The organism is Mycobacterium novum (assembly GCF_010726505.1).
Lineage (GTDB): Bacteria > Actinomycetota > Actinomycetes > Mycobacteriales > Mycobacteriaceae > Mycobacterium > Mycobacterium algericum.
Genome location: NZ_AP022562.1, coordinates 2788145 through 2812644 on the forward strand (window position 1 = coordinate 2788145; position 24500 = coordinate 2812644).

The following is a 24500-nucleotide window of genomic DNA, read 5'->3' on the forward strand; positions in this document are numbered from 1 at the left end:
CGTCGTCCTCGGTGATCTCGATGATGGCGTGCACCGGGCAGTCCAGCAGGGCACGCATGACGTCACGCTCATCCGCCTCGTCCACGGTGCCGTCGCCGGTCAGCGACGCATAGCCCCAGTCGTCCAGCGAGAAGTACTTCGGCGCGTGTTTGGCGCAGTAGCCGAACCCGTCGCACATCGTGCGATCCAGTCGGATCCTCATGCCGTCACCTCCTCGATCGCGTAGGGACGTTCGGCCCGGTAGGCGCCGCCGCGGCAGGTGTCGCAGCTGTCGGCAAGGTGCTCGGCCACCAATTCCGGGAACCGGGTGAGCAGGCTGGCCGCCACCGCGGTGGCACCGTCCAGCGTCCCGCAGGCGCCGCGCCCGGGCAGCACCCCGGCCCACCGCTGCAGTCGCTCGACGTCCTGCGCGGTCGCGACCCCGTCCCGCAGCGCTTCGGCCACTGCTGCCATCGCCACGGTGCCGTTGAAACACGACCCGCACTGTCCGGCGTTCTCCCGCCCGAAATAGGCCAGCACCGAGGCGGCGACCGCCACCGGGCAATCGTCGGTGAGAACGGCGACCGCCCCGCAGCCCAGGCCGCTGCCACCGGCGCGCAGGGTCTCGTGGTCCAGGGTGGCAGCCAATCCGTCGCGGTTGAGCAGTCCGGCGAAGTAACCGCCCATCAGTAGCCCGCGCACCTGGTCGAGCGGAATCCCGTGGAACTCGAGCAATTCGCCGATCTCGACACCGTGCGGCAGTTCGTAGAGCACCGGGGCCAGGCCGCCACCGGTCACCGTTGCCAGGAAGGTTCCCGGCGATGACGTGGTGCCCGCTGAGCGGAACGCCGCTGCGCCGTGGCGCTGCAGGAACGGCAGATTTGCCAGCGTCTCGACGTTGGAGACCAGGGTCGGGCGCTGGGCGACTCCCCGCTGGTAGGGCCGCGGCGGCTTGTCGGTCGGCTTGGCCGGACCGCCGTTGATGGCACGCACCGCTGCGGTCTCCTCGCCGGCCACATAGCCGCCGTCGACGGTGAACACGCTGACCGGCGGCCCGGCGATGGTTTCGGTGCTGATCTCGCCCAGCGCGGCCTCGATGCTGCGGGCCGCTGCCGGGTCGGAGACGTAGACGTAGGTGCGGGTGGCCGCCACGGCCGCGGCCGCCAGCCGCAAGCCGTCGAGCACCAGGTGCGGGCGATTGCGCAGCAGCCAGCGGTCCTTGATCGATGCCGGTTCCCCCTCTTCGCCGTTGGCGACGACGACGGCGTCGAGGCCACGGCGGGCGGCGGCGGCGCGCACCGAGCGCAACTTGACCCCCAGCGGGAACCCGGCGCCGCCGCGCCCGAGCAATCCGCTGCGGTCCACCTCGTCGAGGAATGCGTCGGCATCAGCCAGCGTCCGGTAGCCGCCGGCGGCGGCGTAGGCCGCGCCGTCCTCGACGCCGTCGCGCAGCAGTCGCGGCTCGCTGCCCGGCCAGGCGGCGACGGTGATGTCCGGGCTTGCCGCAGTTGTCGTCATTGCCACCTCGTTTGGTTAGGCTCGCGGTCGTGAGAACCGCGGTAGTGCGCATCGACGTCGACCCGGCCGGACAACTGACACAACAGCAGTTGAGGGCCGGGATGGCGACGTTGCGCGATCTGGTGGTGCCTGCCGGTGCCGGCCTGGTCGAGACTGACGTTGCGGCGATGCCGACGGGGCGGCGCCACGTTCGATTGTTGATCGCCGGCACCGACGCCGACATCATCGATGTCGGAATGCGATTGTGCGCCAAAGCGTTCGGTACCGAACCAGTGCCCGGCGTGGTGACCTATGTGAGCCGGGGGACCGATGACGACGCGCTCGGGGTGCTCGCGGGCCTGGGACTGACCGGCGAGATCGGCCGCACCCCGGGAGCAGACGGCCTCGACGTCGTCCATGTGACGCTGGCCGATGCCGACGTGGCGCGGGTCGGCGAGAGCCGTATCCACACCGCGCTGGAGGCGTCGCTGAACTGCGAGGTTCACATCCACACCCGTTGAGGCCATCAGCGCCCCAAAAATTCCAGGATCGCCGGGGCGGCCAGCACCCAGGTGTCGAACATGTTGAAGTGACTCACTTTTCCCGCGGCTCGCTCTTCGGCGGCCCGCTCCCAGGCGTCCTCCGGCCACGGCGGGTCGATCAGCTCGGATCCCTTGATCAAGCAATTCACCTCCAGTGAGGTGCGCTTCGGGTGGTCCCAATCGTTCTCGCCGCCCCGGATGATCAGTGTGGGAACCGTTATGCGGTCGAACATCTCGTCGTCGACTCCGGGAATCGTCTGGCCCGGCTTGGATACGAACGCGTTGAGCCAGCGCAGCATCACCTTGAGGAACGCGTCGCTGTCCATGTCGAGCAGTCGCTGCTTGTTGGCCGGATTCTCCTCGATCCGCTCCTGCCATTCGCGCATGGCCGGCAGCGCCTGAGTGCCGCCGCCACGCACTGCCAGGATGCTGGGGACCACGTAGTACGAGCCCAGTACGAAGGTGCCGTAGATGCCGCCGACGATGTTCCACAGCACCAGCTTGGTGACCAACTCGGGGTAGAGCATGGTGGTCAGCATCGAGTCCCGCGCACCACCCGAGCCGCCGGCCAGGATGACAGGTCCGGTGTCCAGGGCGGTGAGCAGGCCGTGCAGGGTGTCGGCTCGCATATGCGATTCGGACTGGCCGTAGAACTGCACATCGGAGGCCCCGCAGTTGGGGCGGTCCCACAACAGCACCCGGTAGCCGCCGGCAACGAGCTCATCGGCCAGCGGGCGTAGGCCGGGAATCTCCTTGGAGAACCGGCCGCCGGGAGTCAGTACGATCAGATCGCCGGTGTCGCCGAGGATCTCGTAGACAACGTTTCCGCCGTTGATTTCGACAGAGGCCACCGATTGCTCCCGTGTGCTAGGCCTGGACCAGGACGTCGTTGCCCACCACCCGCACCGGGTAGGTGCGGATGCTCCACTCCGGTTTGACCGCGGTGGTGCCGGTGGCGAGCTCGAAACCCCATTGATGCCAAGGGCAGTAGATGTATTCGAGGTCGCGGACCATGGCGGCGTCACCCGGCGCGCTCTCGTCGACCACGGTGCGGCCGCGCAGCCGCCCGGAACACAACGGGCCGCCCTGGTGCGGACAGAAGTTCGCGATCGCGTAGAACGTCCCGTTGATGTTGTACACGCCGACGCCGTGATGGCCGATCGGTACGAGTTTACGCGTGCCGGGCGGGATTTCGTCGACGGTGGCAACGATGTGCTCGCGGCCCTGGGCCAGCCGGGGCCGCTGTTTCTCTTCGCTCATTCAGAACACCCGCACCTGACCCTCGAGGGCCGGGACCGTGTCCGGAAGGTGGTAGGTCTTGAGGCCGTTCTTGAACATCACCGCTTCGCGAGCCGCCTTCGGTAGATGCTTGACCAGCCAGCGCGGATCATCGAAGGTCCAGTGCGGGTAGTCCGAGGAGTACAGCAGGATCTTTTCGCACTCCATCCACTCGAACGCCCGGGTCAACTCGGTCTTGTCCTCGGGGTAGTCCAGCGGCTGGGTGGTGAACTTGATGTGGTCCTTGACGTACTCGCTGGGCTTGCGTTTGATGTCCAGCCACGACTTGCGTGCTTCATAGATGGCGTCCATCCGCCACATCAGCGGCAGGATCCAGGTGAAGGCGTGTTCGACCAGCACGATGCGCAGGTTCGGGTGGCGGTCGAAGACGCCGTCGAACACCAGGCTCATCACCTGGTTGGCCGCCAGCAGCGAGTAGGTGACCATGAAATCGTGGTTGTAGCTGGGCATGCCCACCGGCGGCATCGGCAGCTCTTCATGGTGGCTACGCGACAGGTGGCAGCTGACGGTGATGTCGTGTTTGGTGGCCGCCGCCCAGATCGGGTCGTACTTGGGGTCGCCCCATGACGGCCGCGGCTCGGCCTTGATCAGGATCTGGGCCATGTAGGGGTGCCCGGCCCACCTTTCGATCTCGGCGACGGACCCCGCCGGGTCCTCGATGGCGATGCAGATCGAGCCGCGCCACCGCTGGTGCCAGTTGTTGTGGCTGTCCAGCCAATGGTTGGCCTGCCAGTCGTTGAGCGCACACGACATCGCATGCTGCGCTTCGGGAAAGCGGGCCGGGTAGGCGGCAGGCTCCAGGATCGCGAAGTCCGAGCCCGCCTCCATGATGAGCTGCTTGAACGCCAACTCCGGATCACTACCCGGGAATTCGCCGTCGGCCGGGAACGCATCGACGCGCATAGCGAACGCGTGCGCGTAGTCCGGTGCGTCGTAGTAGATCTGCTCACCGATGCGCCGGGTCAGAAAGTACTTGCTGCGCCACGGCTCCGGGATGTACTGGGTCAGTTCGCCGCGCCGCGGCACCGGGTGGACATCGGAGTCCACGCACCGCACCGCGATGCGCTCCGCCGCCGGTTTGCGCTCTGTGGCTGTCACGGTCATGGTGATCTCCCTTGATCCCAACTGCTCTCTAGTGTGCGCCCGCGGGGGCCGGTACGTCGATGCCGTAGAGCCGACTGGCGTTGCGCCAGCACAGCTTGTCGCGTTGCTCGGCGCTGAACGTGCTCGGAACGCTCACTTCGTTGCGCTGCCAGTGCGGATAGCTCGATCCGTACATCACCATGTCGTCCTTGCCGGTGAAGCCGAACCACTCGCCGGCGAAGTCGGTGTCCCCGGGACCGTCCATGGCGCCCTGCACGAAGAACACGTGGCCGGGCAGGTAGTCGCTGGGGATCTTCGGCGCCCACGGCGTCTGCTCCAGGTGTGGCCTGCCGAAGGTGTCCATTCGCCAGATGAACGGCGTCAGCAGATCCGCGGCGCCGTCGGCCCAGACGAACTTCAGCGACGGCATCCGCTCGAAGACGCCCTCGGCGATCATGTTCATCAGGTGGTACAGGTAGTTGCACGCCATGAAGCTGACGTAGTGCTCGTAGACGCGAGGCACCCCAGACGGCGTGGGTGAGGCGGCGACGCCGGAGCCGACCTCGATGTGTGCGGCCACCGGCAGGCCCGCGTCGATGGCGGCCTCCCACAACGGCCAGAACTGGGGTTTGCCGAAGAGTTCCCGCGATTGCAGCGGAACGCCGATCTGGACCACCCGGGGATGGTCCTTCCACCGGTCGATCTCGCGTAGTGCCCCAGCGATGTCGTCGGGGTTGACCCGGATGGTGCCGCGGAAGCGCTCGCCGTGCACGCTGTGGTCCAACCAGCGCGACACCAGGATTTCGTTGTGCGCCGCGGCCAGCGCCGACCCCAGATGCCGATCCGGCATGACGCCGCGGCTCATCGGGTGCAGCACCGCCACATCGACCCCGCGATCGGCGAACAGGTGCTGGGCGACCACCTCGGGATCCGAGCCCGGGTATTGGCCGTCGGGCCCCTGGGTGCCGGGAGCGTACTCGCCGCCCGGCGCTCCGTACCAGTCCATCTCGTAGTCCGGGAAGCCCCGGCTGCGGTACGGCTCGCGCAGGTGACCGCGCAGGTCCTTGTTGGATGCGGCGAAGATGTGCACGCTGGCGTCGATGACGGGGGTGCGGCTGCCATCCGGGTGTTCGATCATCAACGCCGCCCTTCGCCGTGTCGCCCGAGTCCGCGCCCGCCGCGGGGCGCGCCGTGCAGAGTCACCGGGAGGCCGAGTCCCGATGCCGACCATTGTATAGCTGTATTCTTTGCTTGCAAGAACTGGATTCTCGCAGCCTTGTGGCGGAGACGGTGCAGGCGGGCGCCGCCACGGCTACGGTAACCGCGCGATACGTTGTGATAGCGCGGTATCTCGCGGCGAGATCGTTACATTCGCTAACGAGAATGTTATTCTCGATCGGGCTGTGGAGGAGGTGACTGCAATGCTGTTGGAGTTTGATGAGGATCAGCGACTGTGGCAGGGCACGGTGCGCGACGTGGTGGGCAAGCAGTGCTCGCCGTCGCTGGTGCGCGGTGTCATAGAAGGAACTGCGGGTGGAGACGACGGTGCCGTCGACTCGTTGTGGAAGGTCTATGTCGATCTGGGCTGGACCGAGTTGCACGAGCCGGAAACCGCGGTAGAGCTGGCGATCGTTCTCGAAGAACTCGGCCGCGCCACCGATCCCACGCCGTTTCTGGCCACCATGACCCAGTTCGCGCCGTTGGTCGGTGAGCACCATCGACCGGACGGCTCCACCGGGGCGGCGGTTCTCGGCGGTGTGAGCGCCCACCGCAACGCCGCCGGCTGGGTGCTGGATGGAACCGCGCTGCACGTACTGGACGGTGACCGGGCCGATCGGCTGGCGGTGGTCGCCGACGCGGGGGTGTTCATGGTGGACGCCGCGGCGGTGACCACGCGGAGGTCCGCGGTGTTCGACCCGACGCTGCACGTGGCCGATGTGTCCTTCGCCGGGGTCGAGGTGCCCGACAGTGCCCGGATGCGGGTCGACATCGACCGGGCGCGCCATGTCGCGCTCACCGGGATGGCGATGACCATGGTCGGCGCCTGTCAGCGCATCCTCGACCTGGCGCTCGAGCACGTACGCGGCCGTCAGCAGTTCGGCGTACCGATCGGCTCGTTCCAGGCCGTCCAGCACAAGGCGGCCGACATGCATGTCGCGATCGAGCGGGCCCGCGCGCTGGCGTATTTCGCGGCGCTCACGATCGCGGCGGACGACCCGCGGCGCCGGATGGCCTCGGCGATGGCGAAGGCGGCCGCCGGGGAATGCCAGTCGGTCGTCTTCCGGCACGGGCTGCAGTTGTTCGGCGCGATGGGATTCACCTGGGAGAACGACCTGCAGTTCGCGCTCAAGCGAGCCAAAGCCGGTGAGTTGATGCTGGGCGGTGCCGCACAGCATCGCGCGACCATCGCCGAGGAATACCTTGCAACTCACATTTGATCCCGAGGTCGAAGAATTCCGCGCCGAATTCGCGGCCTTCCTCGACGCGAATCTTCCCGACGAGGCCGACACCGCGGAGCGGCCACGGTCGGTGTCCCACATGCCCGACTGGGCGCGCCGCTGGCAGCGGTTGCTGTTCGACAACGGCTGGCTGCTGCCCGGAAACCCACCGGAATTCGGCGGTCGCAACGCCACGCTGCTGCAGCAGTTCGTCCATTTGGAGGAGCTGTGTCGGCGCCGGATCTATCACAGCTTCAATCCGCAGGGCGTCAACATCATTGCGGCCTCATTGCTTTCCTTCGGCAGTGACGAGCAGAAGCAGCGCTGGGCGGTGCCGATCCTGCGTGCTGAGATCACCGCGTCGCTGGGCATGAGCGAGCCGAGCGCCGGCTCGGACCTGGCGTCGTTGCGGACCAGGGCCGACCGTGACGGTGATGACTTCATCGTCAACGGACAGAAGGTGTGGACCTCAGGCGCCCACGACGCCGATGTGCTGCTGACATTCGTGCGCACCGATCCCGATGCTCCGAAACACAAGGGCATCAGCGTCTTGTTGATCCCCACCGACACGCCCGGCGTGGTCTGTCGCCCGTTCCCCACGATCTGCGGCATCGACGACAAAGACTTCAACGAGGTGTTCTTCACCGATGTGCGGGTGCCGGCCGGCAATCTGGTCGGCCCGCTCAACGGTGGCTGGCGGGTGGCCAACGGATCCCTCGGGCACGAACGCACCATGATGTGGCTGGGCTTCGCCGACCGGCTCGACAACGTGATCGCCGACTTCCGCCCCGACGATGCGTTGCAGCGTGATCAATTCGCCACGGCCATCATGGATTACCAGGCGTTGCGCCTGCTGGGGTCGCGGGCGCTGGCCCGGGCCTCGCGCGGCGAGGAGGATGTGCCCGCGCTGTCGGTGCTCAAGCTGCTCGGCTCCGAAGCCGAGATGTTCGCCTCGGGCCACGCGCTGGATGCGGCCGGGGCGGCGGGCCTGGTCCATCCGGCGAATTCAGGGCCGTATGCGCCGATGAACCTCGACAGCTATTTCGCCAGCTGGTTCGAGCGTCATGCCCGCAGCTTCTCGGGCACCATCGCCGGCGGCACCTCGGAGATCCACCGCAATCTCATCGCCCAGCAGGTGCTGGGACTGCCGCGCGGCTGACCTTCGCCGAGTATTCCGCCCACTGTGCGGTTTCGTACGCACCCCGCGGTATGTCGCGTACGAAACCGCACAGTGGCGGCACGAAACTCAGTCGATGACCACCGATTCCTTGAGCTCGGTGATCGGCCGGGCGGCCCCCTGCTCGTCGCAGATCCGCTGCAGCTTCTCCAGCGTCTCGTCGAGCCCCGGGCCGATGCGCTTGCCGGGGGTGAAGGTAGCCGGCAGATGCCGCATGCCCTGGATGACACCGATGGTGTCGTAGTGCACCGCGCCGGCCGGATCGCAGCGGTAGTCCGGCATCCGGTCGAGCACCGCAAGCATCATCGACTTGAACACGGCACGGGCGACGTGTGAGCCGATGCAGCGGTGCACACCGAGGCCGAAACTGAAGTGCCGGTTGCCCTTCCGGTCCATGATGAGGCGGTTGGGGTCCTCGAACACCGACGGGTCACGGTTGGCCATCGCCCAGGACAGCCACAGCCGTTCGCCCTCCTTGACCTGCACTCCGGCCACCTCGACATCGTCGGAGAAGGTACGCCCGTCGCCGGGGGCCGGCGTGAAGTAGCGCAGGAACTCCTCGGTGGCGTGGTTGAACAGCTTCTCCCGCTCGCGACTGAGGCGCTCGCGTTCCTCCGGGTGCTCGCCCAGCCACTCCAGGCTGTGGGCGGTCAGCGCGGTGGTGGTGTCGAATCCGCCCCCGATCACCACGCCGACCATCGACAGGCCGTCGATGTCGGGAATCGGTTCACCGTTCCGCACCGCCTGGGTGAGCGCGTTGACGATTCCCGGCCGCGGATTCTGCTTGACCTCAAAATAATTGGTGGCCAGGTCCAAGCCCATCTGCCGGTGCATCTCAGCGACGCGCACCGAGTCGGGGTCGTGCTCGGGGGTGTACACCGCCGCATGGACCGGCTCGCAGTAGATCGTCCAGTTCTTCAGCGGGATACCGAGGATCGCCAGCGTGAAGACGGCCGGCACCACATTGGCCAGGTCGTCGACGAAGTCGATCCGGCCTTCCTCGATCTTCTCGTTAATCGCGGCGCGGGTCACCTCGTCGATGAACGGAATCCATCGCTTGATAGCCGCCGGCGACATGTACGGGTTGAGCAGTTCGCGGTAGAACTGCTGTTCATCGCCGTCCATTTCGAGCACGCCGCCGCGGGCCTGTGCCCGCTTCGCCGGCGGGATGGAGATGCCCTTGTAGCCGCGACGCTCGTTGTTGATGTCGTGGTCGTTGGAGACATGGGGGCACCGGGCCAGTTCGAATACCTCCGCGGCACCGGCCGCCACCCAGTGGCCGTCGTAGGTGTCGGTCCAGGCCATCGGACACTTGGCCTGCATCTCGTCGGTGATGTCGAGGAACCGATCACGGTATTCCGGCGCATGGCGGTCGAAGTAGTAGTAGCGCTGCTTCTTCTGCTCGTTCACTGCGCGGTCCAATCTGGCTGCCCCGCACCGGTTGCGACCTGGCCGGTGGAGTCCTTTCCGTCGACGAAGATCGCGCGTTCCGGGCACGATCGCATGGCTTCGATCACCACTTCCTGTTGTCCGGCGACGACGTCCTCGCTGACGGCCGTGGAGTGACCGTCGATGTCGTCGAGGTCGAAGGAATCCGGCGCGATCATCTTGCACAGGCCGTGGCCCTGACAGCGCTCCGGGTCAACCCAAACTTTCATGCTGCTCCTATCGAACACGGGCGAATCTGCGTCAGTCACTCCTCAGACGTGGTAGTCGTACCACTTGAGATATCCGCCGGCGTCCACCCGCAACTGCATGCCGGTGACGTACCGGGCCTCCTCGGACGCGAGCCAGAGCACCGCGTTGGAGATGTCTTCGGGTTCGATGAACGGCACCTTCATCGCCTGCTGCACGTAGAAGACCGGTTCGGCGTCGGCGCGCGTCGGGTGGTCCAGATCCGGCCGGAAGGAGCGGTACATCGGCTCGCTCTGCAGCATGTCGGTGTTGCAGTTGGTCGGGTGGATGACGTTGGCGCGAATGCCGCGCACCGCCAACTCGGTGGCCAGGTCGTGCACGTACTGCGCCATCAGGCGTTTGGAGGTCATATAGGCCATGCCGCCCGGGTCGTTGCCGGGGTTGGCCTTCTGGTGAGCGTCCATCAGCGCGGCGGCCGACGAGGTGGCGATGATCGAGGCGCCCTCGCCTAGGTGGGGCAGCGCGACCTGGATGCCGTTGATGGTGCCGACCAGGTTGGTGTTGATGACGTCGATCCAGGCCTGCAGCGGCGGGTTGCCCTTCATGCCGGCCACACCGGCCTGGGCGACGACGATGTCGAGCTTGCCGAATTCGGCCAGCCCGGCGTCCAGCGCGGTCTTCAGCGCCGCCGCGTCGCGCACGTCGGCCTGCGCGGTGACGATGCCGCGCCCGGTCTTCTCGACCAGCTTGGCGGTCTCTTCGAGGTCCTCCGGTCGGGCCATCGGGTAGCCGATGGTCTCGATGTCCTGGCACAAGTCGACGGCGATGATGTCGGCGCCTTCCTCGGCCAGCCGCAGCGCGTGGCTGCGCCCCTGCCCGCGAGCGGCCCCCGTGATGAATGCGACCTTTCCGGCAACGCGTCCCACAGCTGTTCCTTTCGTTGATGCACCGTCGGTATCGGGAGTGTCAGGTGTTGCGCCCGCCGTTGACGCCGAGGATCTGCCCGGTGATGTAGCCGGCCTCCTCGGATGCCAGGAAGGCGCACGCCGCCGCGATGTCTTCGGGCTTGCCCATGCGGCGCACCGGGGTTCGGGCGATGTTGTCGTCGATGTCGCCGAGGAATCCATGGCTGGCGGCATTGCGCAGCATCGGGGTGTCGATGAAGCCGGGCGGCACGGCGTTGACGGTGATCCCGCTGGGCCCATACTCCAGGGCCAGGGTCTTGGTGAGGCCGTTCACTGCGGATTTGGCCGCAACGTAGTGCGCCATATAAGGAACTCCGGAGTGGGTGCTCGACGAGGAAATGTTGATGATGCGTCCCCAGCCGGCCGCCACCATGTCGGGCAGCACCGCCTGGATGGTGTGGAAGACGCCGTTGAGGTTGACGTCGATGACCTGCTGCCAATCCTCGAAGCTGATGTGGTTGAACTTCTTGAAGCCGTCCAGCCCCGCGGCGTTGACCAGGATGCCGACCGGCCCGAGCTGTTCGCGGATCTGCGTCAGCGCGGTATCGATCTGCCCGCGATCGGTGACGTCGGCGGCGAACGACAGCTCGTCGTCGCCGGGTTTGAGATCGATGATCGCCACGCGGTGGCCGGCAGCGCGCAAGCGGTTCACCACCGCCGCGCCGATCCCCGAGGCGCCCCCGGTCACGACAGCCGTCCTCACGAGGTCCGTCTCGGCCACAAAGAATCCCCTTTCCAAGTCGTGAGAATCGTACTCTCGTACGACTGTTTCTGGCAAGGTTCCGGCGAAACCGCTCTCAACAGGGATGATGTCGCATCGCGGGCTTGCCGTGGTGCAGTTCTGCGGTATGGATGGCTTCCGTTTCCGGCTTGAGTTCTCCCTCTCGAGATGTATGATTCGCCGCACATGAGAATGTAGTTACCCGGCGGGAGGCTTGCATGGGTTCGCAGGAAACGGCAGCGACCATCACCGATGGTGCCGACGGTGCAAACGCCGCCGAGCACGTCGCCGCCCGGCACCTGCTGATCGACGGCAAGCTGGTGGGGGCGGACCGGACCTACCCCTCGCTGAACCCCGCTACCGGGGAAGTCCTGGGCTACGCCCCCGAAGCCAGTGTCGAGCAGGCCAGGGCGGCGGTCGCGGCGGCGCGGCGGGCGTTCGACACCGGCGACTGGGCCACCGACGTCGCGCTGCGGGTCCGCTGCCTGGATCAGCTGCACCGCGCTCTGGTCGAGCACCGTGATGAATTGGCCGCGCTGACCATCGCCGAGGTCGGCGCCACGGCGGCGCTGACCCAGGGCGCGCAGCTGGACCAGCCGATCGCGATCGTGCGTTACTACGCCGATCTGCTCAAGGACTATCCGATGACCGAGGATCTCGGCAACATCGAGAGCCGCGGCATGCTGCACCACCGGTGGGTGGAGAAGGAGGCCGCCGGCGTCGTCGGCGCGATCATCGCCTACAACTACCCGAATCAGCTGGCGTTGGCGAAGTTGGCTCCGGCGCTGGCGGCCGGGTGCACGGTGGTGCTCAAGGCCGCCCCGGACACCCCGCTGATCACGCTGGCGCTCGGTGAGCTGATCGCCAACCACACCGACATCCCGCCCGGGGTGGTCAACGTGCTCAGTTCGTCGGACCCTGCGGTCGGCGCGGTGCTGACCACCGACGAGGGCGTCGACATGGTCACGTTCACCGGGTCCACCCCGACCGGGAGGGCGATCATGGCCGCCGCCAGCGAGACGCTCAAACGGGTCTTCCTGGAGCTGGGTGGCAAGTCCGCGGCGATCGTGCTCGACGACGCCGACTTCAATATGGCCGCGGTGTTCGCGTCGTTCTCGATGGTCACCCACGCCGGCCAGGGCTGCGCGCTGACGTCGCGGCTGCTGGTGCCCAACAGCCACCACGACGAGATCGTGGAGTTGATCAAGACCAACTTTTCCCATGTGCGCTACGGCGACCCGACCGACCCGAAGACCTACATGGGTCCGCTGATCAGCGCCAAGCAGCGCGACAAGGTCGACGGCATGGTGCGGCGCGCGGTGGCGGCGGGCGCCACCCTGGTGACCGGCGGCGAGAAGATCGATCCCGGTTTCTTCTACACCCCCACGCTGCTCACCGACGTCGATCCGGACAGCGAGATCGCTCAGGAAGAGGTCTTCGGGCCGGTGCTGGCGGTGATCGGCTACGACGATGACGACGACGCGGTACGCATCGCCAACAACTCGATCTACGGGCTGTCCGGCGCGGTCTTCGGCAGCCAGGACCGGGCGGTGGCGATGGCCCGCCGGATCCGCACCGGAACGTTCTCGATCAACGGTGGCAACTACTTCAGCCCGGACGCGCCGTTCGGTGGCTACAAGCAGTCCGGCATCGGCCGCGAGATGGGCGTCGCCGGGCTCGAAGAGTTCATGGAGTCCAAGACCTTCGCCGCGCCCGTGGGGGCCGCCGAATGAGGCCGCTGGAGGGCGTCCGCGTCCTGGAGGTCGCGATGTACGGGTTCGTCCCGTCGGCCGGCGCGGTACTGGCGGAGTGGGGCGCCGAGGTGATCAAAGTCGAGCATGCGGTGACCGGTGACCCGCAGCGCGGGCTGCGGCAGACCGGCATGCTGCGGGTGGAGGGCGACCCCAACCCCAACATCGAGCACGCCAACCGCGGCAAGCGCAGCATCGGCCTGGACGTGTCGACGCCCGAGGGCCGCGAGGTGCTGCTCGAATTGGCAAAGCGCGCAGACGTTTTCCTCACCAGTTTCCTGCCCGGTCACCGCCGCAAGTTCGCCATGGACGTCGACGACATCCGCGCGGTCAACCCGAAGATCATCTACGCCCGCGGCAGCGCGCTGGGCCCCCGCGGCATCGAATCGGAGAAGGGCGGCTACGACATGACCGCCTTCTGGTGTCGCGCCGGCACCGCCGCGACCATCACCCCGCCAGGCATCGAGGGCATGATCGCGCCGCCCGGACCCGCCTACGGTGACACCATCTCGGGTACCAACCTGGCCGGCGGTATCGCCGCGGCGCTGTTCAAGCGCGAGCGCACCGGTGAGCCGTCGGTGGTGGACGTGTCCCTGCTGGGCAGCGGCCTGTGGGCCATGGGCCACACCGTCGCTTTGACCAGTCATCTGGGCGAGCGGCTGGTCCAACAGCCGCCCGGGGTGCACGGCTCCCCGATCAACCCGCTGGTCGGGGTCTACGCGACCGCCGACGAGCGCTACATCTCGTTCGTCATGATGCAGCCAGGAAAATTCTGGGCGGATGTGTGCCGACACATGGAGCTCGACGACTACATCGACGATCCGCGGTTCGCCACCGCGCAGTCGTTCGCAGAGCACACCCCGGCAGCGGTGGAAATCCTGCGCGAGGCGATGTCCAAGCGGACGCTGCCCGAGTGGAGTGAGCGCTTCGCCACGCTGGCCGGCCCGTGGGCGCCGGTCCAGGACACCTTGCAGGCCGCCCAGGACGCGCAGATCCGTGCCAACGAATACATCGTGCAGGCAGGCGAACTCGAGTTGGTCGCCAACCCGGTGCAGTTCGACGTGGCCGCCCCGGCGACCGGCCCGGCGCCCGGGTTCGCCGCGCAGACCGACGAGATCCTGGAAGAACTCGGATTGGACTGGGACCGCATCATCGAACTCAAGACCGCCGGCGCGGTCACCTAGGCCACGCGATGCCGCACGTAGCTTCGATCGGTACCTACCTGCCGTGCTGGGGAACCCTCCAGCGCCGGCTGATCGGTGACGACGAGGATGCCATCACGCTGGCGGTCGAGGCCGGCCGTGCGGCGTTGACCGGCGGTGGCGCGGTGGAGCGCCTGGTGGTGGTCAGCCGTGACTTTCCGCTGACCGACAGCAGCAACGCCGCGGTCCTGCTGGCCGGCCTGGGCCTCGATCCCGAACTGGAGGTGGTCGAGCGTCTCGGCGGCGCCCCGGCCGCCCTGGACGCGCTCAGCTCGGCCCGGCCGCGCACCCTGATCATCGGGGTCGACCTGGACCCGGCCGGCGCCGCGGCGGTGCTCACCGCCGAGAACGGCCTGCGTATCCGGACCGCAGCCCGTATCGCCCGCAGCCTGCCGGTGCGCACCCGCAACGACGGGGTGGTGCACGACTACGGTGACCCGCGGCTGCTCTACGAGCGCGGCGTGGTGGCGTCGCTGGTGGCCGCCTGGGCGGAGACACCGGTGATGCTCGCCGGGGTCGAACATGACCGCGCGGTGGAACTCTGCATCGGTAAGCCCGCTCCGCTGCCGACCACCGGTGCCAGCTCGGGGCTGTTCGCGCTGGCGGTCTTGGCCGAGACGCAGACGGTGGGTCCGCTGCTGGCGGTCGAGCAGGCCAACCTGTCCGGGATCACGGTGGTCGAAGGGGAGGCGCCGGTGCACCGGCACGAACCGGCGGCCCGGCCGATCCCCGAGCGGGTGCACACTCCCGGCGCGGACCTGCCGATTTCGCTGGCCGCCTACGAGCGTGCCTTCGAAGCCAAGGTCCGCTGGGAGGCGGGCAAGCATCCGGACAGCGACGAACTCGACTTCCCGCCGCGTTACCGCGTCGGCGACGACTCGACGCTGAGCACCAACTACGAGCTCGTTGAGCTGCCCCGCGTCGGCACGGTCTATACCGAGGTGACCGTACAGATCCCGGTGCCCGGGCTGACCACCCCGTACTCGCTGGTCATCGTCGAGCTCGATGACGTGGCGGTCCGCGCGCTGGTGAAGGTGACGGGAGCGCCGGCCGGCAGCGCCTGGATCGGTGACCGGGGCCGGCTGGTGCTGCGCCGGATCGCGGTGCGCTCCGGGGTGCCCGACTACGGGTACGCGTTCGAACCCTTCGACCCGTCGGAACAACCCGAGGCTGTCGCATGAGGAGCGGCGCATGAGACCGCCGGCGACGATGCAGAGCGGAGTCCCCAGCTGCGAAGCAGCGCGGGACGGAGTGATGCTGAGGAGCGGCGCATGAGACCGCCGGCGACGATGCAGAGCGGAGTCCCCAGCTGCGAAGCAGCGCGGGACGGAGTGATGCTGAGGAGCGGCGGATGAGACGCGTGGGCATCGTCGGCGCCGGTATGACGCCGTTCCGGGAGCACTTCGCGCTGGGCATCAAGGACCTGCTGCCGATGGCCTTCACCGAGTGTGCCGCCAGCGTGGACAAGGGCCTGGCCAAAACCGATGTGCAGGCGGCCTGGTTCGGCGCGCTGGGCACCACCGACGGCTTTCCGTCCGGAATCCTGGCCGACACCCTGGGACTGCCCGACCTACCGGTCACGCGGGTGGAGAACTCCTGCGCCACGGGCAATGACGCGGTCCGCAACGCGTTGTTCGGCGTCGCGTCCGGGGCGGTCGACGTGGCGCTGGTGATCGGTGCCGACAAGCTGCGGGAGACCGCCACCAAGGACATGCTCTGGGCCTGGGAGGAAACCGCGCGCGACATGGCGTGGGACTACCCGCTCGGGTTGGTCGCGCCGGCCGGTTTCGCCCTGCACGTACGGCGCTACCTGCACGAGTCGCCCGCTACCCGCGAGCACCTGGCGATGGTGGCGGTGAAGAACCACCGGCACGGGGTCAGCAACCCCCGCGCGCGGCTGCGTTTCGAGATCACCATGCAGCAGGCCCTCGAAGCGCCCATGGTGGCTTCCCCGTTCGGGGTGTACGACTGCGCCCCGCAGAGCGACGGCGCCGCCGCCCTGGTGCTGGCCGCCGAGGACGTGGTGGATCGCTTCACCGATCGGCCGGTGTGGATCCGCGGGGTGGGATTGGGTCTGGATGCGGTGATGCACCAGCACAAACGGGACATGACTACGTTTCCGGCGACACTGCGCGCCGCCAAGCAGGCATTCGCCATGGCAGGGCTGACGCCGTCGGACATCGATGTCGCCGAGGTGCACGACTACTTCACCGGTGTGGAGATGATCAGCTACGAAGACCTCGGCTTCGCCGAACGGTTCGAAGCCCACAAGTTGCTCGAAGCCGAGGTGACCAGTGTCGGCGGCGCGTTGCCGGTCAACCCCAGCGGTGGTTTGAAGTCCAAAGGCCACCCGCCGGGGGCCACCGGTGTGGCACAGTGCGTAGAACTCTTCGAGCAGTTGCGCGGGACAGCGGTCAATCAGGTCGATGGTGCCCGGATCGGCTTGGCGCACAACATCGGAGGGCCAACTGCGGTGGCGGCGGTCACCATCGTGGAAGGGGGCGGCGATGGCGTTTAGCGGCGGGTCGGCGCTTCCAATTCACATTGACGTGACCGTCAATAACTCGGCGGCGGTGCGGTAATGGTTCTCGGGGCGACCGCCGATCCACCGATGGACCGGGAACGCGGTGAGCAGACCCCACGGGGGGCTGCCGCAGGGCGGCATCGGCCCACCGGCCAGCGGCGAGAGTCGCCGGCCTATGTGCGGCCGATGATCGGGCTGCTGACGATCCTGACGATCGCGGCGCTCGTCGCGCTGCCGATCGCGCTGTTCCGCGGCAGCTTCACCCGCACGGTGCCGGTCACGGTGCTGTCCCAGCGCGCCGGCCTGGTGATGTATCCCGACGCCAAGGTCAAGCTGCGCGGCGTCCAGGTGGGCAAGGTCGGGTCCATCGAGCCGCTGGCGGATGGCACCGCCGTGCTGCGACTGGAGATGCAACCGGACCAGCTGCGGTTGATCCCGGCGAATGTCACCGCCCGAATCGCCTCCACGACGGTGTTCGGTGCCAAGTCCGTCGAGCTGGTGGCGCCGCCGGACCCGGAGGCGACGCGGTTGCACGCCGGTCAGGTGCTGGCCGGCGAACACGTCACCGTCGAGATCAACACGGTGTTCCAACAGCTGGTGCGGGTGTTGGACAAGATCGACCCGAAGAAGCTGAACGAAACGCTGAGCGCCGTCTCGACGGCGTTCAACGGACGCGGGCAGAAACTGGGTCAGGCGCTCACCGACTTCGACAAGCTACTGGCAGAGATCGAGCCCAGCCTGGACACCCTCGAACATGAGGCCGCCACGATGCCGCCGGTGTTCCGGTCTTACGCCGATGCGGCGCCCGATCTCACCGCTGCGCTCAACGCCACCAGCACCATGAGTGAAAGCATCGTGCAAGAGCGCAACAGCCTGGACACCTTCCTGCTGAGCGCCATCGGCCTGGCCGATACCGGCAACGAGGTCCTGGGCGAGAATCGGCAGGGACTGACCGACCTGACGCGGGTGCTGGAGCCGACCGCACAACTGCTGGACAAGTATCACGACGAACTCGGCTGTTCGATCGGCGGGTTGGTGCCGTTCGCCAAATCCCCGCCCTTCAACGTCCCCGGCATCATCATCACCGCCAGCTTCACCCTGGCCAAGGAACGCTACCGCTACCCCGACCACCTACCGAAGGTGGCGGCCCGCTCCGACCGTTCCTACTGCACGGAACTGGGCCTGCCCGACGTACCGCCCGAATACCGGGTGCCCGCGTTGATCGCCGACGTCGGAGCCAACCCGTACGAATACGGCAACCAGGGCATCCTGCTGAACTCCGACGGCCTCAAGCAGGCGCTGTTCGGGCCGATCGGCGGACCGCCGCGCAACAGCGCCCAGGTGGGGATGCCCGGATGACACGCCCCTTTGGTCCCCTGCTCAAATTCGGCGTCTACGCCGCGGTGATGGTGCTGGCCACGATCTTTCTATTCGCGATCTTCGCCGAGGTCCGGACCGGACCGACGGCGGGCTACCAGGCGGTCTTCTCCGACGCCTCCCGGCTGAAAGCCGGGGACAGCGTGCGAGTCGCCGGAGTTCGGGTCGGCACGGTCGGTCGCGTCGCGCTGCGCCCGGACGGCACGGTGCTGGTGAAATTCCAGGCTGACCGCAACATTTCGCTCACCACCGGCACTCAGGCCTCGGTGCGCTACTTGAATCTGGTCGGCGACCGCTACCTGGAACTGACGGACGGGCCCGGCTCGACCCGGCTGTTGCCGGTGGGCTCGGAGATCCCGCTGGAGCGGACCGCGCCCGCACTGGATTTGGACCTGCTGCTCAACGGCCTCAAGCCGGTGATCCGCGGACTGAACCCACAGGACGTCAACTCGCTCACCGCATCGCTGATCCAGATCATGCAGGGGCAGGGCGGCACCATCGACTCACTGATGTCTCGGACATCGTCGTTCTCGAACTCCCTGGCGGACAACAACCAAGTTATTGAGTCCCTGATCGACCAACTGCGCACCACGCTGGCCACCTTGTCCAACGGCGACAAGCGGTTTTCCGGGGCGATCGATCGACTCAACAAGCTGGTCGCCGGCTTGGCAGCCGACCGCGACCCGATAGGGACCGCGGTGACGGCCCTGGATCGCGGCACCGCATCGCTGGCTGACCTGCTCGGCAACGCCCGTGATCCACTGACCAACACGATCACTCAGGTCGATCGGTTGACCACCGCGATCAACGCCGACCTGGCCGGCCTGGACATGTCGATACAGAAGGCGCCGGAGAACTACCGCAAGGCCATCCGGCTCGGCGCCTACGGCGGATTCATCCAGTACTACATCTGCGCCGTGCAGATCCGGGTCAGCGACACCCAGGGCCGTACGGCGGTGTTCCCCTGGATAAAGGCGGAGGAGGGCCGATGCAGCGACACCGACTGAGCGGCGTGCTGCTCGCTGCTGCGCCGGCACGGCGGGGGACCGATCGATGCTGAAATACCGCGGCAGCCAGTTGAGCAGGATGGGCCTGATCGGCATTGTGGTCGTGGCCTTCATCGTCGCGATCGGGCTGCAGCCCGAGCAGTTGATCCAGTGGGCCACCAGCGTGCGTTACCAGGCCCGGTTCGCCGAAGCCGGTGGCCTGAGCACCGGCGCCGACGTCACGCTGTCGGGGATCAAGGTCGGCTCGGTCACCGATGTCGCACTCGACAACGGCGACGCTTTGGTGACGTTCACGCTGGCCGGCAAGTACCCGCTGGGCTCGCAGACCACCGCGCACATCCGCACCGGATCGTTGCTCGGCGAGCGGGTGCTGACGGTGGAGCCGGCGGGCGGCGACAAGATGCGCCCGCTGGATGTCATCCCGCTCACCCGCACATCGTCGCCGTACTCGCTGGTCGACGTGGTCGGCGAACTGACCTCCAATACCGCCGGCACCGACACCGAGTCACTGAACCGGTCGTTGGACACCCTTTCGGAAACCATCGACCAGATCGCTCCCCAGCTGGGTCCGACGTTCGACGGCCTGAGCAGACTCTCCCGAGCGGTGAACAACCGCAATGAGGGCCTTGCCGACCTGCTGAAATCGGCCGCCGAGCTCACCGGTGTGCTCTCCGAACGCAGCCAGCAGATCAACTCGCTGATCCTGGACGCCGACAGCCTCGTCGAGGTGCTCAACACCCGTCGGCAGGCGATCGTCAACCTGCTGGTCAGCACATCGGCGGTGTCGCGGCAGCTGTCTGAACTCGTCGCCCAGAACAACGAACAGCTCAAACCGACGCTGGACAAAGTCATCGAGCTGAACAAGATCCTGGAGAAGAACCGGGACAACCTCGCCAAGGCGCTGCCCGGTCTGGCGAAATACGAACTCACCCAAGGCGAGACGGTGTCCAACGGGGCCTACTACAGCGCCTACGTCCCGAACCTGTTCCTGCCGCAGCTGTTCCAGCCGTTCTTCGACTACATCTTCGGCTTCCGCCGCGGCGTCGACGCCGGGCAGCCGCCGGACAATGCCGGGCCACGTGCCGAACTGCCATTCCCGATCAATGGGATTCCGCAACCAGGAGACCTGCCGCCCCGATGACGACTCGTAAACCACTGCAGATCGCGGCGGCCGCCGTGGCGGCGCTGCTGGTACTGGCCGGCGCGGGCATCCTGATCCGTCAGACCGTCCTGAAGCCGACCAAAATCACCGCGTACTTCTCCACCGCAACCGCAATCTATCCAGGTGACGAGGTTCGGGTCGCCGGGGTGAAGGTCGGCACCATCGACAGCATCGAACCGCAGGGCACCCAGGCCAAGCTCACCTTGCGCGTCGACCGCAAGGTGCCGATCCCGGCCGATGCCAAAGCCGTCATCGTCGCACCCAACCTGGTGGCGGCGCGGTTCGTTCAACTGACCCCCGCCTACCATCGAGGCGACGGGCCGACCCTCGCCGACGGCGCGGTGATCGGACGCGAGCACACCGCGGTCCCGGTCGAGTGGGATGAGGTCAAGACCCAGTTGAACCGGCTTGCCGCGGAACTGGGTCCGCGCAGCGGTGTTTCGGGGACGTCGGCGTCGCGCTTCATCGACAGCGCGGCCAATGCGATGGACGGCAACGGCGCCAAACTGCGCGAGACCTTGGCTCAACTCTCCGGCATGGCCCGGATTTTCGCCGAGGGCAGCGGAAACATCGTCGACATCATTACGGGCCTGCAGACGTTCGTGACGGCGCTACGTGACAGCGATCAGCAGATCGTGGTGTTCGAGTCGCGGCTTGCCACGTTGACGAGTGTGGTCAACGACAGCCGATCCAACTTGGATGCGGCTCTGACCGACTTCGCCGGCGCGATCGACACGGTGCGGGATTTCGTGGCGGGGAGCCGCGCCGAAACCGCCGAGGCGCTGCGTGGCGTGGCCGCTGTCAGTCAGACGCTGGCTGATTCGAAGAACGCGATTCGCAATATCCTGCATATCACCCCGAATGCGATTGCCAACACGCTCAACATGTACAACGTGACCAGTGGGACCCCGGTGGGCTCGTTCGCGTTCGCCAACTTCAGCAACCCGGTTCAGGCGATCTGCACGATGACCGGCGCGGTCGGTAACGTGACGTCAACGGAGACCGGCAAGTTGTGCGAAGGGTACCTCGGACCGGCCATGCGGCTGCTGAATTTCAACGGGCTCCCGTTGCCGATGTCCCCATACCTGACCAAGGCGGCCAGCCCGGAGAAGTTGATCTATACCGACCCGGCGTTGATGCCGCACGCCGAGCACCCCGGAAACCTGCCGGAACAGGAACCGTCGATCTCGGCCTACACCGGATTGCATGGCGATGTCCCGCCGCCGCCGGGGTGGACGGATCCGTTGCAACCGCGCGGTTCCTACGTGCCGGACGGGCTGCCCGCCACGGCGACGCCGCCGCTGATCCCCGGTGCGCCGCTGCCCAGCCCGACCACCTTCGACGGGATGCTGCTGCCCGGCGGTCCGCCGCCGGGGCCGGCGCCCGGCTTGCCCGGTCCGTTGCCCGCGGAAGGGACACCCTCGCCATGATCGGTCTACGTTTCCTGCGGCGCAGCGCGGCGGTCGCCGTCTTGGTCGCCGCCACCACGACCGGCTGCGCCTTCGGCGGACTGAACTCGGTGGCGCTGCCGGGTGTTCAAGGCCGCGGTTCCGGAGCGCAGCATTTCACCGTCCAGCTGGCCAATGTCGGGACATTGGAATCCAATTCGCCGGTGATGCTCTCCGACGTGGTGATCGGCAGCGTCGGCAAGATGACGGTCACCAACTGGCACGCCAACGTCGACATCGCGGTCAACCCCGGCGTCGAGGTCCCGGCTAATGCGGTGGCGACCGTCGGGCAGACCAGCCTGCTCGGTTCGATGCACCTGGCGCTCAATCCGCCGATCGGGCAGCAGCCGACGGGGCGGCTGGCACCCGGCGCGACCATACCGCTGAGCGACTCGTCAACGTACCCCTCCACCGAGCAGACCCTGTCGTCGCTGGCGGTCTTGGTCAACGGGGGCGGACTCGGCCAGATCGGTGACATCATCCACAACTTCAGCGCCTCCATGGCGGGCCGGGAGGCCGATATTCGCGATCTGATCGTTCGGCTGGACCACTTCACCGGGGCGCTGGATCGGCAGCGGAACAACATCGTCGAGGCCATCGGTGAGATGAACCGGACGGCCACCACATTCGCCGGGCAGCGCGACACCATCAATCGTGCGCTGGACAAGATTCCACCGGCGATCGACGTCTTGATCAAAGAACGCCCCAAGTTCGTCACCGCGTTGACCAAGCTGGGCCAGTTCGGCGACCTGTCGGCCGGGCTGGTCAACGACTCTGGGCGCGAACTGGTCGCCGATCTCATCCACATCGAACCGGCGTTGCGGTCGCTGGCCAACATCGGCCCGGAGCTCAACTCAGCGGTCGCCTACGCCTCGGCCTTCCCGTACGGCCCCAACGCGATCGAGCGCGCCGTGCGGGGCGACTTCCTGAACCTGTTCGCCGTCTTCGACCTCACCAAACCGCGACTCAAGCGGGCGCTGTTCGCCGGCACTCAGTGGGGTGACGAAGATGCGAAACTCGTTCCGGCGCCGGGCGACCCGTGGTATCTGAACTATTCCTACGACCCGCTGCAAGAACCGATTCTGCAGTCGTCGAGCGAAGGCTTACCACCCGGAGCCGTCGGGTCGGGAGGCGGTGGATAGATGCTGACACGCTTCGTACGCATTCAGCTGGCCCTGTTCCTCATAGCATCGGTGATCGGCGTGTCAGCCATGATCTTCGGCTACATGCAGGTGCCGACCCTGCTCGGGATCGGCCGGGTCACGGTCAAGCTGGACCTGCCGGAGACCGGCGGACTCTACCGATTCTCCAACGTCACCTACAACGGGGTGCAGATCGGCACGGTCACCAATGTCGAGCTGACGTCGGGCGGCGTGCGCGCCACGTTGTCGCTGAGTCGATCACCGAAGATCCCGGCCGATCTGGTGGCCGCGGTGCGTAGCGTTTCGGCGATCGGCGAGCAGTATGTCGACCTGCTGCCGCGCAGCGACGGCGGTCCGTACCTGCGGAACGGTTCGGTGATCGCGGCGTCCGACACCGAAGTACCCCAACAGGTCGGGCCGATGCTGGATCAGGTCAGTGCCTTGGTCGACAGTATCCCGAAGGACCGGCTCAGCGACTTGCTCGACGAGACCTTCCAAGCCTTCGACGGCGCGGGTTACGACTTCCAATCACTGCTGGATTCGGCGACCACGATCAGCGGCGACGCCAACCGGGTCTCGGATAAGGTGCGCAAGCTGGTCGATGACGGTGCGCCACTGCTGGACTCCCAGGAACGAAGCACCGACGCGATCCGGACCTGGGCGCGCAGCGTGGCCGGGATCTCCGAACAGGTCGCCGTCAACGACCCGCAGTTGCGCGCCATCCTGCAGCGCGGTCCCGGATTCGCCGACGAGGTGTCCGGTCTGATGACCGATCTCAAGCCCACGCTGCCGATTCTGCTGGCGAACCTGAACACCCTGGGGCAGGTGTTGCTGGTCTACAACCCCTCGCTGGAGCAATTGATGGTGCTGCTGCCCGGATACATTGCGGCCCAGCAGTCGTTCGGTCTTCCCAAGAACAACCCGACCGGTCTGCCGCAGGGCGACTTCACCCTCACCTTCGGTGACCCCAACCCGTGCACCGTGGGGTTCCTGCCGCCATCCTCCTGGCGCTCCCCGGCCGACACCACCACGATCGACACCCCCGATGGGCTGTACTGCAAACTTCCGCAGGATTCCCCGGTGTCGGTGCGCGGTGCCCGCAACTTCCCGTGTATCGAGCACCCGGGCAAGCGCGCGCCCACGGTCGAACTGTGCGACGACCCGAAGGGCTTCGTGCCCATCGCGATGCGTCAGCACCTCACCGGCCCCGGACCCATCGACCCGAACCTGCTCAAGCAGGGCATCCCGATCGACGACCGGGCCGATTTCAACGACCGGATCTTCGCGCCGACCGGGGGCACCCCGTTGCCGCCGTGGGCCACCCCGTCAGGGACATCACCGGATTCCCCACGGCCGGTGGTGCCGGCGCCGCCCCCCGAAGCCCAGGATGCGGCTCCCTCGTCGAACGCCGGCCCGGGACCGTCGGTCGCGGTGCTGCCCTACGACCCGAACACCGGCAAGTACATGACACCCGACGGGCGCTACGAGCAGCAGACGAACCTGGTGCCCGGTTCGGGCCCCAAGACGTGGACCGACCTGATGCCGTCGTAG

At 67.1% G+C, this 24500-nt stretch carries 21 protein-coding genes and 2 pseudogenes; 13 read left to right on the forward strand and 10 right to left on the reverse strand.

Going from position 1 to position 24500, the window contains the following annotated elements; all coding sequences use genetic code 11:
- Positions 1–7: 7 nt before the first annotated feature.
- Both G6N19_RS12830 and G6N19_RS12835 read right to left on the reverse strand, forming a co-directional pair.
- Positions 8–202, reverse strand: a pseudogene (locus G6N19_RS12830) (ferredoxin); the annotation flags it as partial.
- The gene (locus tag G6N19_RS12835; protein ID WP_193465053.1) at positions 199–1497 is read right to left on the reverse strand and encodes an NADH-ubiquinone oxidoreductase-F iron-sulfur binding region domain-containing protein; all 1299 of its coding nucleotides are present in this window, start codon (positions 1495–1497) and stop codon (positions 199–201) included. The pseudogene G6N19_RS12830 and the gene G6N19_RS12835, both read right to left, overlap by 4 nt.
- Before the next feature lie 29 nt (positions 1498–1526).
- Here G6N19_RS12835 and G6N19_RS12840 point away from each other — a divergent pair, with 29 nt between their 5' ends.
- Positions 1527–1997: a hypothetical protein gene (locus G6N19_RS12840; protein ID WP_041318735.1), complete on the forward strand. Its 471-nt coding sequence runs from the start codon at positions 1527–1529 to the stop codon at positions 1995–1997.
- 5 nt (positions 1998–2002) lie between these two features.
- On the opposite strand, the gene G6N19_RS12845 is transcribed toward G6N19_RS12840, so the two are convergent.
- Genes G6N19_RS12845 through G6N19_RS12860 form a run of 4 tightly spaced genes read right to left on the reverse strand, consistent with a single transcriptional unit; the run spans position 2003 to position 5538 of the window.
- A complete protein-coding gene (locus G6N19_RS12845; RefSeq protein WP_013830414.1) occupies positions 2003–2869 on the reverse strand; it encodes an alpha/beta fold hydrolase in 867 nt (288 codons plus the stop codon).
- Positions 2870–2885: 16 nt separating this feature from the next.
- Complete coding sequence (locus G6N19_RS12850) at positions 2886–3278, reverse strand: Rieske (2Fe-2S) protein (protein WP_013830413.1); 393 nt, start codon at positions 3276–3278, stop codon at positions 2886–2888.
- Positions 3279–4421 (reverse strand): amidohydrolase family protein, encoded by a 1143-nt coding sequence (locus G6N19_RS12855; RefSeq protein WP_013830412.1) that lies wholly within the window; start codon positions 4419–4421, stop codon positions 3279–3281. It lies immediately after the preceding gene.
- Between the two features lie 28 nt (positions 4422–4449).
- Positions 4450–5538, reverse strand: coding sequence for an amidohydrolase family protein (locus G6N19_RS12860; protein WP_013830411.1), 1089 nt, complete (start codon positions 5536–5538; stop codon positions 4450–4452).
- Positions 5539–5821: 283 nt separating this feature from the next.
- Between G6N19_RS12860 and G6N19_RS12865 the strand changes: the two genes are divergently transcribed.
- A complete protein-coding gene (locus G6N19_RS12865; RefSeq protein ID WP_013830410.1) occupies positions 5822–6838 on the forward strand; it encodes an acyl-CoA dehydrogenase family protein in 1017 nt (338 codons plus the stop codon).
- Positions 6822–7997, forward strand: coding sequence for an acyl-CoA dehydrogenase family protein (locus tag G6N19_RS12870; protein WP_083037595.1), 1176 nt, complete (start codon positions 6822–6824; stop codon positions 7995–7997). Before G6N19_RS12865 ends, G6N19_RS12870 begins: the two co-directional genes overlap by 17 nt.
- A gap of 87 nt (positions 7998–8084) precedes the next feature.
- On the opposite strand, the gene G6N19_RS12875 is transcribed toward G6N19_RS12870, so the two are convergent.
- The 4 genes and pseudogenes from G6N19_RS12875 to G6N19_RS12890 all read right to left on the reverse strand — a co-directional run bounded on the left by G6N19_RS12875 (position 8085) and on the right by G6N19_RS12890 (position 11318).
- Positions 8085–9425 (reverse strand): cytochrome P450, encoded by a 1341-nt coding sequence (locus tag G6N19_RS12875; RefSeq protein WP_193465054.1) that lies wholly within the window; start codon positions 9423–9425, stop codon positions 8085–8087.
- A 62-nt stretch (positions 9426–9487) separates the two neighbouring features.
- Positions 9488–9673: pseudogene (locus tag G6N19_RS12880) on the reverse strand (ferredoxin); the annotation flags it as partial.
- A 42-nt stretch (positions 9674–9715) separates the two neighbouring features.
- Positions 9716–10576 (reverse strand): mycofactocin-coupled SDR family oxidoreductase, encoded by an 861-nt coding sequence (locus G6N19_RS12885; protein ID WP_013830406.1) that lies wholly within the window; start codon positions 10574–10576, stop codon positions 9716–9718.
- 40 nt (positions 10577–10616) lie between these two features.
- A complete protein-coding gene (locus tag G6N19_RS12890) occupies positions 10617–11318 on the reverse strand; it encodes an SDR family NAD(P)-dependent oxidoreductase (RefSeq protein WP_083037653.1) in 702 nt (233 codons plus the stop codon).
- A gap of 236 nt (positions 11319–11554) precedes the next feature.
- Here G6N19_RS12890 and G6N19_RS12895 point away from each other — a divergent pair, with 236 nt between their 5' ends.
- The 10 genes from G6N19_RS12895 to G6N19_RS12940 all read left to right on the forward strand — a co-directional run bounded on the left by G6N19_RS12895 (position 11555) and on the right by G6N19_RS12940 (position 24500).
- Positions 11555–13069: an aldehyde dehydrogenase family protein gene (locus tag G6N19_RS12895; RefSeq protein ID WP_013830403.1), complete on the forward strand. Its 1515-nt coding sequence runs from the start codon at positions 11555–11557 to the stop codon at positions 13067–13069.
- Positions 13066–14271, forward strand: a complete 1206-nt coding sequence (locus tag G6N19_RS12900) for a CaiB/BaiF CoA transferase family protein (RefSeq protein WP_193465055.1) — start codon at positions 13066–13068, stop codon at positions 14269–14271. Before G6N19_RS12895 ends, G6N19_RS12900 begins: the two co-directional genes overlap by 4 nt.
- Before the next feature lie 8 nt (positions 14272–14279).
- A complete protein-coding gene (locus tag G6N19_RS12905) occupies positions 14280–15470 on the forward strand; it encodes an OB-fold domain-containing protein (protein ID WP_193465056.1) in 1191 nt (396 codons plus the stop codon).
- A gap of 170 nt (positions 15471–15640) precedes the next feature.
- The gene (locus G6N19_RS12910) at positions 15641–16807 is read left to right on the forward strand and encodes a thiolase C-terminal domain-containing protein (protein WP_193465057.1); all 1167 of its coding nucleotides are present in this window, start codon (positions 15641–15643) and stop codon (positions 16805–16807) included.
- Between the two features lie 63 nt (positions 16808–16870).
- The gene (locus tag G6N19_RS12915; RefSeq protein WP_158019498.1) at positions 16871–18172 is read left to right on the forward strand and encodes an MCE family protein; all 1302 of its coding nucleotides are present in this window, start codon (positions 16871–16873) and stop codon (positions 18170–18172) included.
- Positions 18169–19197, forward strand: a complete 1029-nt coding sequence (locus G6N19_RS12920) for an MCE family protein (RefSeq protein WP_193465058.1) — start codon at positions 18169–18171, stop codon at positions 19195–19197. Before G6N19_RS12915 ends, G6N19_RS12920 begins: the two co-directional genes overlap by 4 nt.
- 46 nt (positions 19198–19243) lie before the next feature.
- A complete protein-coding gene (locus tag G6N19_RS12925) occupies positions 19244–20338 on the forward strand; it encodes an MCE family protein (RefSeq protein ID WP_193465059.1) in 1095 nt (364 codons plus the stop codon).
- Positions 20335–21789, forward strand: coding sequence for an MCE family protein (locus G6N19_RS12930; protein WP_193465060.1), 1455 nt, complete (start codon positions 20335–20337; stop codon positions 21787–21789). The genes G6N19_RS12925 and G6N19_RS12930 overlap by 4 nt, the downstream gene beginning before the upstream one ends.
- The gene (locus G6N19_RS12935; RefSeq protein WP_193465061.1) at positions 21786–22949 is read left to right on the forward strand and encodes an MCE family protein; all 1164 of its coding nucleotides are present in this window, start codon (positions 21786–21788) and stop codon (positions 22947–22949) included. Before G6N19_RS12930 ends, G6N19_RS12935 begins: the two co-directional genes overlap by 4 nt.
- On the forward strand, positions 22950–24500 hold the full coding sequence (locus tag G6N19_RS12940; RefSeq protein WP_013830393.1) for an MCE family protein: 1551 nt from the start codon (positions 22950–22952) through the stop codon (positions 24498–24500).

Coding starts and splice junctions, on each gene's coding strand:
- G6N19_RS12835 (WP_193465053.1), bottom strand. CDS start 1,497: ATGACGACAACTGCGGCAAGCCCGGACATCACCGTCGCCGCCTGGCCG.
- G6N19_RS12850 (WP_013830413.1), bottom strand. CDS start 3,278: ATGAGCGAAGAGAAACAGCGGCCCCGGCTGGCCCAGGGCCGCGAGCAC.
- G6N19_RS12855 (WP_013830412.1), bottom strand. CDS start 4,421: ATGACCGTGACAGCCACAGAGCGCAAACCGGCGGCGGAGCGCATCGCG.
- G6N19_RS12860 (WP_013830411.1), bottom strand. CDS start 5,538: ATGATCGAACACCCGGATGGCAGCCGCACCCCCGTCATCGACGCCAGC.
- G6N19_RS12865 (WP_013830410.1), top strand. CDS start 5,822: ATGCTGTTGGAGTTTGATGAGGATCAGCGACTGTGGCAGGGCACGGTG.
- G6N19_RS12895 (WP_013830403.1), top strand. CDS start 11,555: ATGGGTTCGCAGGAAACGGCAGCGACCATCACCGATGGTGCCGACGGT.
- G6N19_RS12900 (WP_193465055.1), top strand. CDS start 13,066: ATGAGGCCGCTGGAGGGCGTCCGCGTCCTGGAGGTCGCGATGTACGGG.
- G6N19_RS12905 (WP_193465056.1), top strand. CDS start 14,280: ATGCCGCACGTAGCTTCGATCGGTACCTACCTGCCGTGCTGGGGAACC.
- G6N19_RS12910 (WP_193465057.1), top strand. CDS start 15,641: ATGAGACGCGTGGGCATCGTCGGCGCCGGTATGACGCCGTTCCGGGAG.
- G6N19_RS12915 (WP_158019498.1), top strand. CDS start 16,871: ATGGTTCTCGGGGCGACCGCCGATCCACCGATGGACCGGGAACGCGGT.
- G6N19_RS12920 (WP_193465058.1), top strand. CDS start 18,169: ATGACACGCCCCTTTGGTCCCCTGCTCAAATTCGGCGTCTACGCCGCG.
- G6N19_RS12925 (WP_193465059.1), top strand. CDS start 19,244: ATGCTGAAATACCGCGGCAGCCAGTTGAGCAGGATGGGCCTGATCGGC.
- G6N19_RS12930 (WP_193465060.1), top strand. CDS start 20,335: ATGACGACTCGTAAACCACTGCAGATCGCGGCGGCCGCCGTGGCGGCG.
- G6N19_RS12935 (WP_193465061.1), top strand. CDS start 21,786: ATGATCGGTCTACGTTTCCTGCGGCGCAGCGCGGCGGTCGCCGTCTTG.
- G6N19_RS12940 (WP_013830393.1), top strand. CDS start 22,950: ATGCTGACACGCTTCGTACGCATTCAGCTGGCCCTGTTCCTCATAGCA.